11 protein-coding genes are annotated in these 14,600 nt (G+C 69.0%); 7 read left to right on the top strand and 4 right to left on the bottom strand.

The features are described 5' to 3' along the window. Positions 1-44: 44 nt before the first annotated feature. Positions 45-1,229, bottom strand: coding sequence for a cytochrome-c peroxidase (locus DEW08_RS10885; protein ID WP_109327042.1), 1,185 nt, complete (start codon positions 1,227-1,229; stop codon positions 45-47). 346 nt (positions 1,230-1,575) lie between these two features. Between DEW08_RS10885 and ileS the strand changes: the two genes are divergently transcribed. From ileS to pgi, 6 genes are all read left to right on the top strand, one after another. Beyond that, on the top strand, positions 1,576-4,416 hold the full coding sequence (gene ileS / locus DEW08_RS10875) for an isoleucine--tRNA ligase (protein ID WP_109327040.1): 2,841 nt from the start codon (positions 1,576-1,578) through the stop codon (positions 4,414-4,416). Positions 4,417-4,495: 79 nt separating this feature from the next. After that, positions 4,496-4,999 carry a signal peptidase II gene (gene lspA / locus DEW08_RS10870; RefSeq protein ID WP_109327036.1) on the top strand — a complete coding sequence of 168 codons (504 nt, stop codon included), beginning with the start codon at positions 4,496-4,498 and terminating at the stop codon, positions 4,997-4,999. Positions 5,000-5,037: 38 nt separating this feature from the next. After that, positions 5,038-5,643 carry a DUF3035 domain-containing protein gene (locus DEW08_RS10865; RefSeq protein WP_245986571.1) on the top strand — a complete coding sequence of 202 codons (606 nt, stop codon included), beginning with the start codon at positions 5,038-5,040 and terminating at the stop codon, positions 5,641-5,643. Between the two features lie 118 nt (positions 5,644-5,761). After that, a complete protein-coding gene (locus tag DEW08_RS10860; protein WP_109327034.1) occupies positions 5,762-7,141 on the top strand; it encodes a M16 family metallopeptidase in 1,380 nt (459 codons plus the stop codon). A 17-nt stretch (positions 7,142-7,158) separates the two neighbouring features. Further along, complete coding sequence (locus DEW08_RS10855; protein ID WP_109329741.1) at positions 7,159-8,505, top strand: M16 family metallopeptidase; 1,347 nt, start codon at positions 7,159-7,161, stop codon at positions 8,503-8,505. A gap of 182 nt (positions 8,506-8,687) precedes the next feature. Next, on the top strand, positions 8,688-10,328 hold the full coding sequence (gene pgi, locus DEW08_RS10850) for a glucose-6-phosphate isomerase (RefSeq protein ID WP_109327025.1): 1,641 nt from the start codon (positions 8,688-8,690) through the stop codon (positions 10,326-10,328). Positions 10,329-10,395: 67 nt separating this feature from the next. Here the strand turns inward: pgi and DEW08_RS10845 are convergent, their stop codons facing one another. Together DEW08_RS10845 and DEW08_RS10840 are read right to left on the bottom strand one after the other, a co-directional pair. Further along, the gene (locus DEW08_RS10845) at positions 10,396-11,241 is read right to left on the bottom strand and encodes a hypothetical protein (protein ID WP_109327023.1); all 846 of its coding nucleotides are present in this window, start codon (positions 11,239-11,241) and stop codon (positions 10,396-10,398) included. Beyond that, positions 11,238-11,585 (bottom strand): hypothetical protein, encoded by a 348-nt coding sequence (locus DEW08_RS10840; protein ID WP_146214683.1) that lies wholly within the window; start codon positions 11,583-11,585, stop codon positions 11,238-11,240. The genes DEW08_RS10845 and DEW08_RS10840 overlap by 4 nt, the downstream gene beginning before the upstream one ends. Before the next feature lie 316 nt (positions 11,586-11,901). On the opposite strand from DEW08_RS10840, the gene mutL reads away from it, so the two are divergent. After that, positions 11,902-13,803 carry a DNA mismatch repair endonuclease MutL gene (mutL, locus tag DEW08_RS10835; RefSeq protein ID WP_109327020.1) on the top strand — a complete coding sequence of 634 codons (1,902 nt, stop codon included), beginning with the start codon at positions 11,902-11,904 and terminating at the stop codon, positions 13,801-13,803. Between the two features lie 24 nt (positions 13,804-13,827). On the opposite strand, the gene ribB is transcribed toward mutL, so the two are convergent. Continuing rightward, complete coding sequence (gene ribB / locus DEW08_RS10830; protein WP_146214682.1) at positions 13,828-14,496, bottom strand: 3,4-dihydroxy-2-butanone-4-phosphate synthase; 669 nt, start codon at positions 14,494-14,496, stop codon at positions 13,828-13,830. Positions 14,497-14,600: the final 104 nt, after the last annotated feature.

Here is a 14,600-nt window from a genome sequence, read left to right as displayed (position 1 = left end):
GCGGAGGGGGCCTTCGCGCCTCCCTCCGCCGCCGCGGCAGTCCTCTACTTCTCCAGAAGATGCTCGTAGCGGGCGTCGGTCAGCGTCTTCAGGAAGGCGACCAGCGCCTTGATCCGCCGGCTGTCGAGCGCCGGTCCCGACTCCAGTTCCGTCAGCGACAGGTTGGCCGCGACCTCCGGCTTGCCCCAGGGCCTGCCGGTTTCCGGATTGATCTGCGCCGCGTCGGTCCGGCTGTTGTACTTGTTGTAGAAGCGGATCACCGTCTCCAGGTCGCGGAACACGCCGTTGTGCATGTAGGGACCCGTCACGGCGACGTTGCGCAGGGTCGGCGTCTTGAACTTGCCGTCCTGGGCCTTGTCCTTCTTGCCCGCGACCGCCGGGTTGGCCAGCAGCCCGTGGTCGACGAAGCCCTTCTTCGATCCGTTGGCCGCCCGCAGCGCCGCGTTCTCCGGCACGCCGATGTTGTGATACTCGTAGTTGGTGAAGGTCTCGTCCCTGGAAGCCGGCATCCGCGCCAGCTGGTGGCACTTGTTGCAGTTGGTGAACTGGGTGGAGAAGAACAGGGTCATGCCCAGATCCTCCTCCGGCGTCATCTTGTACTCGCCGCGCAGATGGCGGTCGTACTTGGAGTCGAAGGGGGCGAAGGCGCCCGTCGCCTCGAAACGGGCGATGCTGTCGGTCATCGCGTCATAGGCCCGCTCCGGATCGTCCAGCACGCCGGCACCGTACAGGGCGACGAAGGCGCGGACATAGTCCGGCTTCTCCTTCAGCCGCCCCAACACCTGGGCCTTCGAGGTCATGCCCATCTCGACCGGGTTCATCGGCGGCCCGCCCGCCTGCTCCTTCAGCGAGGAGGCGCGCCCGTCGTGGAACTGGCCGCCGACCGCCTTGCCGTCCCTGACATGGAAGGCCGGGCTGAAGCGGGCGTAGGCGGCGGTCGGCGCGTTGCGGTCACCCAGCGACCTGCCGTCCGCCCCCAGCGACGCCGCCTTGCCCGCCGGGGTGCCGCTGTCACGCGGGTCGGCGAAGCCGAAATCGGGGTTGTGGCAGGTGGCGCAGGACTGCGTCCGGTTCGCCGACAGATCCTGGTCGAAGTAGAGCGCCTCGCCCAGCGCCTCCATGGACGTGAGTTCGGCGGCCAGCGAAGCCGGCGGCGCGACGGCGGCGGCTCCCCCGAGCAAGCCGGTCAGGAGGGAAAGGCGGGCAAGACGCTGCACGGCGCTGGACATGGTTCAGGCTCTCTCTTCTCATCCCCGGCTGCAGCGGGATGGTGTCAGAGTGCGCGTGCCGCGGCGCAGTGCCAATGAGAATGATTAGCAGGCTGATGAGGCGGATCGTCGCTGGCGGGACCATTGGCGCCGCCCGGTCGCTGCGGGCTGACATGTTCCGCCCGTCCTTGACCGCGCCGCACACACGGCTAATATCCGGCGCCATGACGTTCGTGGAGCGGGTCTTGACGCCACAGGCGCGAATTACCGGCCCGGTTCTCTGAGGAGAGCCGGGACAGAACCGCTTTTTCTGCCGCGCGGCCCGACCGCCGCCGCCGGCGTCGTTGCTTCCAGGAATCCCTGCCAGATGACCCGCGATTACAAGTCGACCGTCTTCCTGCCCCGCACCGACTTCCCCATGCGCGGCGGCCTGCCGACCAAGGAGCCCGAGTTGCTGAAGCGCTGGGCCGGGATGGACCTGTTCGGCAAGCTGCGCGAGACGGCGAAGGGCCGCGAGAAGTTCGTGCTGCACGACGGCCCGCCCTACGCCAACGGCAACATCCACATCGGGCATGCGGTCAACAAGATCCTGAAGGACGTGATCGTCCGCTTCCGCCAGATGCAGGGCTACGATTCGAACTACGTGCCCGGCTGGGACTGCCACGGCCTGCCCATCGAGTGGAAGATCGAGGAGAAGTACCGCACGGCCGGCAAGGACAAGGACGAGGTTCCGATCCTCCAGTTCCGTGCCGAGTGCCGCCAGTTCGCGCAGCACTGGATCGACGTGCAGGCGGAGGAGTTCCGCCGCCTGGGCGTCGAGGGCAACTGGACGGTGCCCTACCTCACCATGACCTTCCCGGCGGAAGCCCAGATCGCCCGCGAGATCCACAAGTTCGCGGCGAACGGCGGCCTCTACAAGGGCGCCAAGCCGGTGATGTGGTCGGTGGTCGAGAAGACCGCCCTGGCCGACGCCGAGATCGAGTACCACGATCACACCTCCACCACCGCCTTTGCGCGCTTCCCCGTCTGGGGCTCCGGCACGCCGGAAGTGGACGAGGCGAGCATCGTCATCTGGACGACCACGCCCTGGACGCTTCCCGCCAACCGGGCGCTGGCCTATGGCGACGAGATCGAATACGGCGTCTACAAGGTGACCGCCGTCGCCGACGACAGCCTCGCCAAGGTGGGCGAGCGGCTGGTGCTGGCCACCACGCTGGCCGAGTCCGTCGCCCGGGAAGCCAAGATCGCCGAGTGGACGCAGATCCACCGTTTCCCCGGCACGCGCCTGGCCGGCACCTACTGCCGCCACCCGCTGCATGGCAAGGGCTACGACTTCCGCGTGCCGATGCTGGCCGGCGGCTTCGTCACCACCGATGCCGGCACCGGCTTCGTCCACATCGCGCCGAGCCACGGCGAGGACGACTTCCACCTGAGCCAGGCCAACGGCATCGAGGTGCCGCAGACGGTGGGCGAGGACGGGCGCTACTACGCCCATGTTCCGCTCTTCGCGGGCTTGCGCGTCTATACCGACCAGGGCAAGCCGGGCGAGGCCAACGGCGCCCTGCTGAAGGCCCTGGCGGAGACCGGCGGCCTGCTGGCGAGCGGCAGGATCCGCCACAGCTATCCCCATAGCTGGCGGTCCAAGGCGCCGCTGATCTTCCGCACCACGCCGCAGTGGTTCATCTCGATGGAGACGAACGAGCTGCGCGAGACGGCGCTGAAGGCGATCTCCAACACCCGCTGGTTCCCCGCCCAGGGCGAGAACCGCATCCGCTCGATGATCGAGAGCCGGCCCGACTGGTGCATCAGCCGCCAGCGCGCCTGGGGCGTGCCGATCGCTCTGTTCGTCCGCAAGGAGGACGGTTCCATCCTGCGCGATCCCGCGGTGTTCGCCCGCATCGCCGGCATCTTCGAGAAGGAAGGCTCCGACTCCTGGTTCGCCCGCGATCCGCAGGACTTCCTCGGCGACGGCTACCGCGCCGACGAGTACGAGCAGGTCAAGGACATCGTGGACGTCTGGTTCGAGTCCGGCTCGTCCCATGCCTTCGTGCTGGAGCAGCGCCCCGAACTGAAGTGGCCGGCCGACCTCTATCTGGAGGGGTCGGACCAGCATCGCGGCTGGTTCCATTCGTCGCTGCTGGAGAGCTGCGGCACCCGTGGCCGCGCCCCCTACGACGGCGTGCTGACCCACGGCTTCGTGCTCGACGAGCAGGGCCGCAAGATGTCCAAGTCGCTGGGCAACGTGGTGGCCCCGCAGGAGGTCTGCGACCAGTACGGCGCCGATATCCTGCGCCTGTGGATCGTCAATTCCGACTATTCGGAAGACCTCCGCATCGGCAAGGAGATCATCAAGACCCAGGCCGACCTCTACCGCCGCCTGCGCAACACGCTGCGCTACCTGCTGGGTGCGCTGGCCGACTACTACAGCCCGGCGGAGCGGATCGACGCGTCGGAGATGCCGGAGCTGGAGCGCTGGGTCCTCCATCGCCTCGCCATGCTCGACAAGCTGGTCCGCGAGGAGATCGAGGCCTACGACTTCCACGGCCTGTTCGTGGCGCTGCACAATTTCTGCGCCGTCGAGCTGTCGGCCTTCTACTTCGACGTCCGCAAGGACAGCCTCTACTGCGATGCGCCCGACTCGGTCCGCCGCCGCTCGGTCCGCACCGTGATGGAGCACCTGTTCAACGCGCTGACCGCCTGGCTCGCGCCCATCCTCTGCTTCACGGCCGAGGAAGCGTGGCTCGCCCGGCCGGAGGGCCTGACCGGCGACGGCTGGACCGAGGAGAGCGTGCATCTGCGCCTCTTCCCGGCGATTCCCGAGTCCTGGCGCGACGATACGCTCGCCGCCAAGTGGGAGGCCATCCGCGACGTCCGCCGCGTCGTCACCGGCGCGCTGGAACTGGAGCGGGCGAACAAGAAGATCGGCTCCTCCCTGCAGGCCGCCCCGACCGTGCATGTCCCGGCGGAGACCAGGACCCTGCTGGAGGATGTCGATTTCGCCGACGTCTGCATCACCTCGCAGATCACGGTGGTGGACGGCCCGGCGCCGGAGGGAGCCTTCACCCTGCCCGACGTGGCCGGCATCGCCGTCGTCCCCGGCCTTGCCGAGGGCGAAAAGTGCGAGCGCTGCTGGAAGGTGCTGCCGGAAGTCGGCACCGTCGAGGAGCATCCGACGCTTTGCCACCGCTGCGCCGACGCGGTGGAATGACCGTGGTTCACCACTCTCCATCCCCTCCCCCCACCCGGGCCCCTCTCCCCGCCTGGGGAGAGGGAGGGAACAGCGCGCCATGAACGCCTTCGTCGCCCCGCAGGCCCGGTCCTTCACCCTGTTCGGTCTGGCCGTCGCCGCCATCGTGGTGGTGCTCGACCAGCTCAGCAAATGGTGGGTGCTGGACGTCGTGATGCAGCCGATCCCCCACGTCGTGGAGGTGACGCCCTTCTTCAACCTCGTCCTGGTGTGGAACTTCGGCGTCAGCTTCGGCACCTTCGCCAGCGCGCATGCGCTGATGCCCTATGTGCTGAGCGCGGTCGCCGTGGCGATCACCGCCGGCCTGCTGATCTGGCTGCGCCAGGCCGACAAGCGGATGGTGGCCCTTGCCATCGGGCTGATCATCGGCGGCGCCGTCGGAAACGTGATCGACCGGCTGCGTTACGGCGCGGTCGCCGACTTCCTCGATTTCCACATCGGCGGCTGGCATTTCTGGGCTTTCAACGTCGCGGACAGCGGCATCAGCGTCGGCGTGGCGCTTCTGGTGCTTGACGGGCTGTTCGCCGGGCGTGAAAAGTCGTAATAGATCATGCGCCGAAAGCCGCTATAAGGGACGCGGCCGTGACTGACGACGGAACTGTGAACGTGACCAGCCTCTCCACCGCCTCCACCCTCCGCACCGCGCGCCCGATCATCGGGCTTGCGCTGCTGGCGCTGTCGCTCGCCGGCTGCTCGGACGTGCGCCGCTCCATCGGTCTCGACCGCCAGAGCCCCGACGAGTTCACGGTCGTCTCCCGCGCTCCGCTGACCATGCCGCCAAGCATATCGAACCTGCCGAAGCCCCGCCCCGGGGCCCCGCGCCCGCAGGACGTCACCCCGACCGCCGCGGCGGCGGGTGCGGTGTTCGGCGGCGCCTCGCGCGCGGTGAACAAGGCCGGCGGCTCCGCCGGCGAATCCGCCCTGGTCGCCCAGGCCGGCACCAAGGGCATCGACCCGGACGTCCGCGCCAAGGTCGACCAGGAAACGACGGCCCTCATCATCGCCGACAAGAGCTGGGTCGATACCCTGCTGTTCTGGCAGAAGCAGGAGCAGCCCTTCTCGGTCGTCGACCCGGCCAAGGAGCAGCAGCGCCTGCGCGAGGCCCAGGCCCAGGGCAAGGCGCTCAACGACGGCGCCGTCCCGACCATCGAGCGCAAGCGCAAGGCGCCGCTGGAAGGATTGTTCTGAGCCGACGGCCACACCAGTTTCAGGGGGCGCTTTCCGGACGGGAGGCGCCCCTTTCGATTCCGGCCTGCCCCGGAACCGATGCCGAAGACCAACAACAGGCCATCATAGGGAAGATCCGATGCCCGCCGTCTTCTCTCGCTGCCGCGCCCGCCTGACCGGCGCCGCGGTCGGCGCCTTCGCCCTCCTCCTCGTCGGGACGGCTCCCGCCTCCGCCGTCGAGAAAGGCGTCTTCTATCCCGAGAGCTTCACCCTCTCGAACGGGATGCAGGTGGTGGTGATCCCGAACCACCGCGTGCCCGTGGTGACCCACATGGTCTGGTACAAGGTGGGGGCGGCGGACGAGCCGCGCGGCCAGTCCGGCATCGCACACTTCCTTGAACATCTGATGTTCAAGGGCACCGACGCGGTTCCGGCCGGCGCCTTCAGCCGCACCGTCGCCAAGAACGGCGGGCGCGACAACGCCTTCACCTCCTGGGACTACACGGCCTATTACCAGAACGTCGCCCGCGACCGGCTGGAGCTGGTCATGCGGATGGAGGCCGACCGCATGGCCAACCTGAAGCTGACCGACGCGGTGGTCTATCCCGAGCGCGACGTGATCATCGAGGAACGCCGCCAGCGGATCGAAAACGAGCCGGCCGACCGCATCGGCGAACAGATCCAGGCGACCGTCTTCGTCCACCACCCCTACGGCACGCCGGTCATCGGCTGGCCGCAGGAGATGTCGCGCCTCACCCGCGAGCAGGCGGAGGCCTTCTACAAGACCTGGTACGCGCCGAACAATGCGGTGCTGGTCGTCTCCGGCGACGTCTCGGCCGAGGAGCTGAAGCCGCTGGCCGAACGCTATTACGGCGTCATCCCGGCGCGCGCGGTGCCCGAGCGCACGCGCGTCGGCGAACCGCCAATCGCGGCGGCCCGCCGGGTCGAGCTGCGCGACGCCGAGGTGCGCCAGCCTTCCATCCGCCGCATCTGGACCGCCCCGTCCTATCGCGTCGACCCCGACAAGCAGGCCTACGCCCTGCAGGTCCTGTCGGAGGTGATGAGCGGCGGCCCGACCTCGCGCCTCTACCGCAACCTGGTGGTGGAGCAGAAGGTCGCCACCTCCGCCTGGCTCGGCTACAGCCCCAGCGCCTGGGATCTGGCAACGCTCGGCGCGGGCGCCACGCCCGCCACCGGGGTCCCGATGGACAAGCTGGAGGCGGCACTGGCCGAGGAGCTGCGCAAGGTCGTGCAGTCCGGCGTGACGGAGGAGGAGGTCGCCACCGCCAAGAAGCGCATGCTGGCGGAGGCCGCCTACGCCCGCGACAGCCTGACCGGCCCCGCCCAGGCGCTCGGCGCGGCCGTAACCACCGGCCAGAGCATCGACGAGGTGGAGGAATGGCCGGTCCGCATCGATGCGGTGACGGCGGAGCAGGTCAACGCCGCCGCCCGCGCCGTGCTCGGCCGTGAGAACCACGTCACCGGCCTGCTGCTGCCCCTGAAGGACAAGGAGAGCTGAGGATGGGCGCCTGCATCATGACCGTTCGGCTTCGCGCCCTTTCCGTCCTCCTGCTGGCGTTCGTCCTGCTGCTGCCTGCCGCCGCCCGCGCGGTGGAGATCAAGCGGGTGCTCAGCCCCGGCGGCATCGAGGCCTGGTTGATCGAGGATCACAAGGTCCCGGTGATCGCGCTGGAATGGGCCTTCGAAGGTGCCGGCGGCACCGACCCCAAGGGCAAGGAGGGGCTCGCCAACCTCGCAGCCCGGACGCTGGACGAGGGGGCCGGCCCCTACGACTCGCAGGCCTTCCAGGCACGGCTGCAGGACAACGCCATCGGCCTCGGCTTCAGCGCCGGGCGCGACGCCTTCGGCGGCAATCTGCGCACGCTGGCCGACCGCCGCGACGAGGCGTTCGATCTCGTCCGGCTCGCCCTGACCGAGCCGCGCTTCGATGCCGAGGCGGTGGAGCGCATGCGCGCCGCCACCCTGTCGGAACTGCGCCGCGAGCAGGCGGATCCCAACTACGTCGCCCGCCGCCTGTTCTACGGTACCGCCTTCCCCGACCACCCCTATGGCGAGGAACTGCGCGGCACGCTGGACAGCCTCCCGAAGATCACGCCCGATGACCTGCGCGGCTTCGTGAAGCAGCAGTTCGGCCGCGACCGGCTGCTGGTCGCCGCTGCCGGCGCCATCACGCCGGACGATCTGGGCAAGGCGCTCGACCGCATCTTCGGCGCCCTTCCGGGCAAGAGCGACGTGCCCGCAGTGCGCGATGTCGCCATGAAGGGCGGCGGGGAGACCCTGCTGGTCCCCCGCCCCACCGCCCAGACGGTGATGCTGATGGGCCAGGCCGGCGTGAAGCGCAGCGATCCCGACTGGTACGCCGCGTCGGTGATGAACTACATCCTGGGCGGCGGCGGCTTCGGCTCCCGCCTGATGGAGGAGGTCCGCGAGAAGCGCGGCCTGTCCTACGGTGTCTACAGCTACCTGATCCCGATGGACCATGCCGCCACGGTGATGGCCGGCGGCTCCACCGTCAACGCCAAGGCCGGGGACGCCCTGGAGATCATGCGCAAGGAATGGAAGCGCATGGCCGACGAGGGCGTGACGGAGCAGGAGCTGACCGACGCCAAGACCTACCTCACCGGCTCCTTCCCGCTGCAGTTCAGTTCCACCCAGGCGATCGCCCGCATCCTGCTGCAGGTCCGCCGCGACCGTCTGGGCATCGACTTCCTCGACCGCCGCGATGCCCTGATCAACGCCGTGACGCGCGAGGACGTCCAGCGCGTCGCCAAGCGCCTGCTCGATCCGTCCTCCCTGCTGACCGTCCTGGTCGGCCGGCCGGACGGCGTCACCCCCAGCCGGACGATCAACGGCGGGAGCTGACCTCCCCCCGGACGCCCGGACATGCCCTCCGGGCCGGCGGCCTTCGCCCACCCGCATAGGCCGTCCGGAGGGCGTGTTCGGGCGTTTTCGCGCATGTTGCACGGGAAGTTGCAGTGTTAGGCTCCCCGCCGTCGCCGTTCCGCGGCGGACATCAAGGACCGCCACAAGGAGTCCAAAGCATCATGACCGCGCTGACCTCGTCGCCCGCCTGGACCGCCCTCGCCGCGCACCGCCGTGCCATGGACGGCACCCGCATGCGCGACCTGTTCGCCGCCGATCCCGGCCGCTTCGCGACCTTCTCGCTGGAGGCGGCCGGCCTGTTCCTCGACTACTCCAAGAACCGCATCACCGCCGAGACGCTCGGCCTCCTCCTCGACCTCGCCCGCCAGCAGGATGTCGAGGGCTGGCGCGACCGCATGTTCGCGGGAGAGCGGATCAACACGACCGAGAACCGCGCCGTCCTGCACACCGCCCTGCGCAACCGCTCCAACCGTCCGGTGCCGGTGGACGGCCGCGACGTGATGCCCGACGTCAATGGCGTGCTGGAGCGCATGGGCCGCTTCGCCACCGCCGTGCGCGACGGCATCTGGACCGGCTATACGGGCCAGCCGATCACCGATGTGGTGAATATCGGCATCGGCGGCTCCGACCTCGGTCCGGTCATGGCGACCGAGGCGCTGAAGCCCTACCTGCACCCGCATATCGGCGTGCATTTCGTCTCCAACGTCGACGGCACCCATATGGCCGAGGCGCTGAAGTGGCTGGATCCGGAGACGACCCTGTTCATCGTCGCCTCCAAGACCTTCACCACGCAGGAGACCCTGGCCAACGCCCACACCGCCCGCCGCTGGTTCCTGGAGACCGCCGGGGACGAGGCCCACGTCGCCAGGCATTTCGTCGCCGTCTCGACCAACGAGGCGGAGGTGCGCAAGTTCGGCATCGACCCGAACAACATGTTCGGCTTCTGGGACTGGGTCGGCGGCCGCTACTCCCTGTGGTCGGCCATCGGCCTGTCCATCGCCATCGCCATCGGCCCCGACCGTTTCGCCGAGCTGCTGGCCGGCGCGCACGAGATGGACGAGCATTTCCGAACCGCCCCGCTCGACCGTAACATGCCGGTCATCCTGGCGATGCTCGGGCTGTGGTACATCGATTTCTGGGACGCCAAGTCCTATGCGGTCCTGCCCTACGACCAGTATCTCCACCGCTTCCCCGCCTATCTCCAGCAGCTGGACATGGAGAGCAACGGCAAGTCGGTGACCCGCGACGGCGAGCCGGTCGACTATGCCACCGGCCCGGTGCTGTTCGGCGAGCCGGGGACCAACGGGCAGCATGCCTTCTACCAGCTCATCCACCAGGGGACGGAACTGATCCCCTGCGACTTCATCGCCCCGGCGGTCAGCCACAACCCCATCGGCGACCATCACCGCATCCTGCTGTCCAACGTGCTGGCGCAGCCGGAAGCCCTGATGCGCGGCAAGACCGCCGACGAGGTGCGGGCGGAGATGGGCAAGGCCGGCAAGGCCCCGGCGGAGATCGAGGCGCTGGTTCCCCACCGCGTCTTCGCCGGCAACAAGCCGTCCAACACGATCCTGATGAACAGCCTGACGCCCGCCGCGCTGGGTGCCTTGATCGCGCTCTACGAGCACAAGATCTTCGTCCAGGGGATCGTCTGGAACATCAACAGCTTCGACCAGTGGGGCGTGGAGCTCGGCAAGCAGCTCGCCAACACCATCCTGCCCGAGCTGGCCGACGGGCCGAAGCCCGGCGCCCACGACGCCTCGACCAGCGGCCTGATCGACTGGCTGCGGTCCCACCGCTGACCACCGGCCGTGCCCCCTCGCCGGAGATGTCCGGCGAGGGGCGGGCGGGTCCGCTAGGACGGATCCGTCATGAACGGATGCTGGCGAAGCCGATCTTCCCCTGCAGCCCGTCGAAGTAATAGTCGTACTCCTGCAGCACGTTGATGCCGGTGTTGACGAAGCTCCCGCCGGACGCGCCGATTGGCGTGAAGTCGGTCGGCGCCGCCGGGGAGGAGGACTGCTCCACGGGGTAGCCGCCCGAACCGGTCACCGGGCCGAGGGAGAAGCTGTAGCTCATGGCGGTTCCGCCCGCCGCCGGCACGCCGATCGTGATCGTCGCGTTGCCGAGCTGCTCCGCCCATTTGTCGATCCCCGCGATGCTCATCATCATCCCGGTGACGCCGGTGTCCATCAGGATGGTCGCCGGCATCGGCTGGCCATTGTTCAGCGTGCTGATGGCGATGGTCGCCGCGGCCGTCTCGTAGTAGCTGCGCTGCGGCGGCGGGGCCGGCCAGTTGCCCTGCGGCGGCGTGCAGCTGCAGCTGCAGGTGCTGCCCGGCGTGTTCGGGAAGGGCGCCGTCGCGACCGGAGTCGGCGAGGCCGACGTGAGATCGACCAGCGTCCCGTTGAGCGGGGCCGCCGTGAACTGCTCGCCGGTCACGCCCAGCGTGATGTATCCGCCGCCCGCGCCGCCCCGGGACGACAGCAGATAGGCGGGGTAAAGCGGCTGCGAGCCCGTGCTGGCGTAGAGGAAGGGATTGCTCGGCCAATAGAACTGCCCGTTCGGGCCGGTCATGCCCTTCGGCGTGCGGCCGAAGCCGATGCCCATCATGCCGACGCTCAGGTTGACGGGGACCATCGGTTTGCCGGTGGCGGCGGTGGTGCAGCGGATGCCGTAGACGATCAGCGGCCCGGCTTCGCAGGCATAGGTCACCGGATCGCCCTGCTTGCTGGTGCGCCCGATGGCAATGCGGGGGACGTAGTAATAGCAGCCGTACTGCGAGTCCCCAGCGGGTGGTAGGTGATCGACGCCTCGCCCAGGCAGACGACCCCGTCGGCCAGCCCTTGCGATTCGTCCTGGCTGTCCTTCCAGAGAAACTGGACGGGCAGCACGAGGCCCGTCGAGCCCGTGTCGACCTGCACCTGATGATGCAGGCCGCTGGGCGTGTCGATCGTCACGTACATGCCGTTCTTCTGGCCCGGCAGATCGAACGGCGGACGATCCAGTGGAACGACGACGGGCGACGCATAGGTCGACGGCGCGGCAACTTCGCTCACGACACCCTCCTGGAAAGATGGTCTGAAAGGATGGACGTGACGCATGATCCGTACCGCACTGTTGAAATGTAAAGAAGCGAGATGCTTCATATTATTACCAGACAGGAGCATGCATTACCTGAACCGGGCATAAAAACTCTCAAATACATGCAAATGAATTCAAGGCCGTCCGTGAGGTTCTATTTGGGCATAGTGATGATGTTGCGAGTGCCTTCCGCCGGCATGGCCGCCGCCATCGGGGCCATACCGGTGCGCTAAGGGCTGGCGTCGCCCTTGTCTGGTGGCATTCCTCCCGTTCGACCACTATATTTGGGACATGCCGATCCGCATGCTGCCCGAAACGCTCGTCAACCGCATCGCCGCCGGCGAGGTCGTCGAACGCCCCGCCGCCGCCGTCAAGGAACTGGTGGAGAATGCCATCGACGCCGGCGCCACCCGCATCGACGTGGTGGTGCGCGACGGCGGCAAGTCGCTGATCACCGTCACCGATGACGGCTGCGGCATGGGTCCGGACGAGCTTGCCCTCGCCGTGGAGCGTCACGCGACCTCCAAGCTGCCGGGCGACGATCTTCTGGACATCCGCTCGCTGGGCTTCAGGGGAGAGGCCCTGCCCTCCATCGGCGCCGTCAGTCGCCTGACCCTGACCAGCCGTCCGCAAGGGGCTGACAGCGCCTGGAGCCTGACCGTCGATGCCGGTCGCAAGGGAACGCCGCAGCCGGCCGCCCTGGCCCAGGGGACGCGGGTCGAGGTGCGCGACCTGTTCGCCGCCGTGCCCGCCCGGCTGAAGTTCCTGAAGGCCGCCCGCACCGAATACGACCATATCGCCGACTGCCTGGAGCGGCTCGCCATGGCCCATCCCGGCGTCGCCTTCACCCTGTCGGACGACGGCCGGTCGGGACTCCGGCTGTCGGCGGCGCAAGGCGACCTGCTCGACGCCCGGCTGGCCCGACTCGGCGCCCTGATGGGCCGCGACTTCCAGGACAACGCGGTGCCGGTCCAGGCGGCGCGCGAGGGGGTGACGCTGGCCGGCTGGATCGGGTTGCCGACGCTGCACCGCCCGACCTCCCGCCACCAGCACCTGTTCGTCAACGGCCGGCCGGTGCGGGACAAGCTGATGGTCGGCGCCGTGCGCGCCGCCTATGCCGATTTCCTGCCGCGGGACCGCCACCCGATGCTCGCCCTCTTCCTGGAGCTCGATCCGCAGGAGGTCGACGTCAATGTGCATCCGGCCAAGGCCGAGGTCCGCTTCCGCGACCAGGGCCTCGTCCGCGGCCTGATCGTCGGATCGCTGAAGCATGCGCTGGCCGAGGCGGGGCACCGCGCCTCCACCACGGTGGGACTGGCGACGCTCGGCGCGCTGCGGCCGGAGCCGGCGGAGGATGGCATGGGCATCCCTCCCTCGCCCCTGCCCTACGGTCGCGGCGGCGGAGGGAGTGGCGGATCGTCCTGGGGCGGTACAGGCGGCTATCCGTCCTCCTCTGTGCCGCGTGGACTGGCGGAGCGGTCGAATGCCTTCCAGGCGCCGTTCCAGTCCCCACTGCCCCCGCTGCAGGGCCGGCTGCACGGCTTCTCGCCGCCGCCCGCCGCCCGCCCGGCCGACTATGCGCCGCAGCCGGCGGCGAGCCCGCCGCTGGAGGATCACCCGCTGGGTGCCGCGCGGGCGCAGCTCCACAACACCTACATCGTGGCGCAGACCGCGGAAGGCATCGTCATCGTCGATCAGCACGCCGCCCACGAGCGGCTGGTCTATGAGCGGATGAAGGCCGCCCTGCTGGAGGGTGGGGTCAAGCGGCAGGCCCTGCTGATCCCGGAGCTGGTGGAGCTGGACGAACCATCCGCCAACCGCCTGCTGACCCGCGCCGCCGAACTGGCGGAGCTGGGGCTTGTGGTGGAGGGATTCGGCCCTGGCTGCATCCTGGTTCGCGAGGTTCCCGCCCTGCTCGGCCAGTCGGACGTCAAGGCCCTGGTCCGCGACCTGGCGGAGGAGCTGGCCGAGCTGGGCGACGCGCTGTCGCTGAAGGAGAAGCTGGAGCATGTCTGCGGCACCATGGCCTGCCACGGCTCCGTCCGGGCCGGCCGGGCGCTCGGTGTGGAGGAGATGAACGCGCTTCTCCGCCAGATGGAGGCCACGCCCCACAGCGGCCAATGCAACCACGGCCGCCCGACCTATGTGGAACTGAAGCTCGCGGACATCGAACGGCTGTTCGGGCGGCGGTAGGCTGCCGCCCGAACACTCCTCCCGCTACGCCACCGCGCTCAGCCGGCGGGCCTGTACCAGATCCTCTATGCTGACCACCACCATGGCATTGGCCTCGGCATAGGCGACCAGCTCCGGCAGGCGGGCCATGGTGCCGTCGGGGTTCATCACCTCGCACAGCACGCCGGCCGGCTTGCGCCCGGCCAGTTGCATCAGCTCCAGCGTCGCCTCGGTATGGCCGCGGCGGGCGTCGAGTCCACCGGGGTGGGCGCGCAGGGGGAAGACGTGGCCCGGCCGGGCGAGATCGTCCGGCCCGCAGTCGTCGGCGATGGCGGTGCGGACGGTGGTCACCCGGTCGGCCGCCGAGACGCCGGTGGTCACGCCGCGCTTCGCCTCGATCGAGACGGTGAAGGCCGTGCCGTGGCGGGCGGTGTTGACGCCGACCATCGGCGGCAGGTCGAGCCGGCGGAGATGCTCATCCGGCAGGATCAGGCAGACGATGCCCGAACAGTCCCGGATCAGCAGGGCCATCTGCTCTACGGTCAGGGTCTCGGCGGCGAAGATGATGTCGCCTTCGTTCTCGCGGTCCTCGTCGTCGACGACGATGACCCCGCGGCCCTCGCGGATGGCTTCCACGGCCAGGGCCACGCGCCGCTCCGGCGTGCCGAAGCGGGAAAGAAGGCCGGTGTTGCTGTTGCTATGGATCTGATTCACGGTTCTCACTCCAAAACAAGGGGCGAGCCTTAATCAGGGCGTCAGGAGACGTACGCCGGCACCGGGAACCATGGTCCCCGGCACCGCCGGTGCAGACGTACGGC

Origin of the sequence: Azospirillum thermophilum (assembly GCF_003130795.1) — a bacterium.
Taxonomy (GTDB): Bacteria; Pseudomonadota; Alphaproteobacteria; order Azospirillales; family Azospirillaceae; genus Azospirillum; species Azospirillum thermophilum.
The sequence above is the reverse complement of the archived record's forward strand: the minus strand, read 5'-3'. Positions and strand labels throughout refer to the sequence as shown.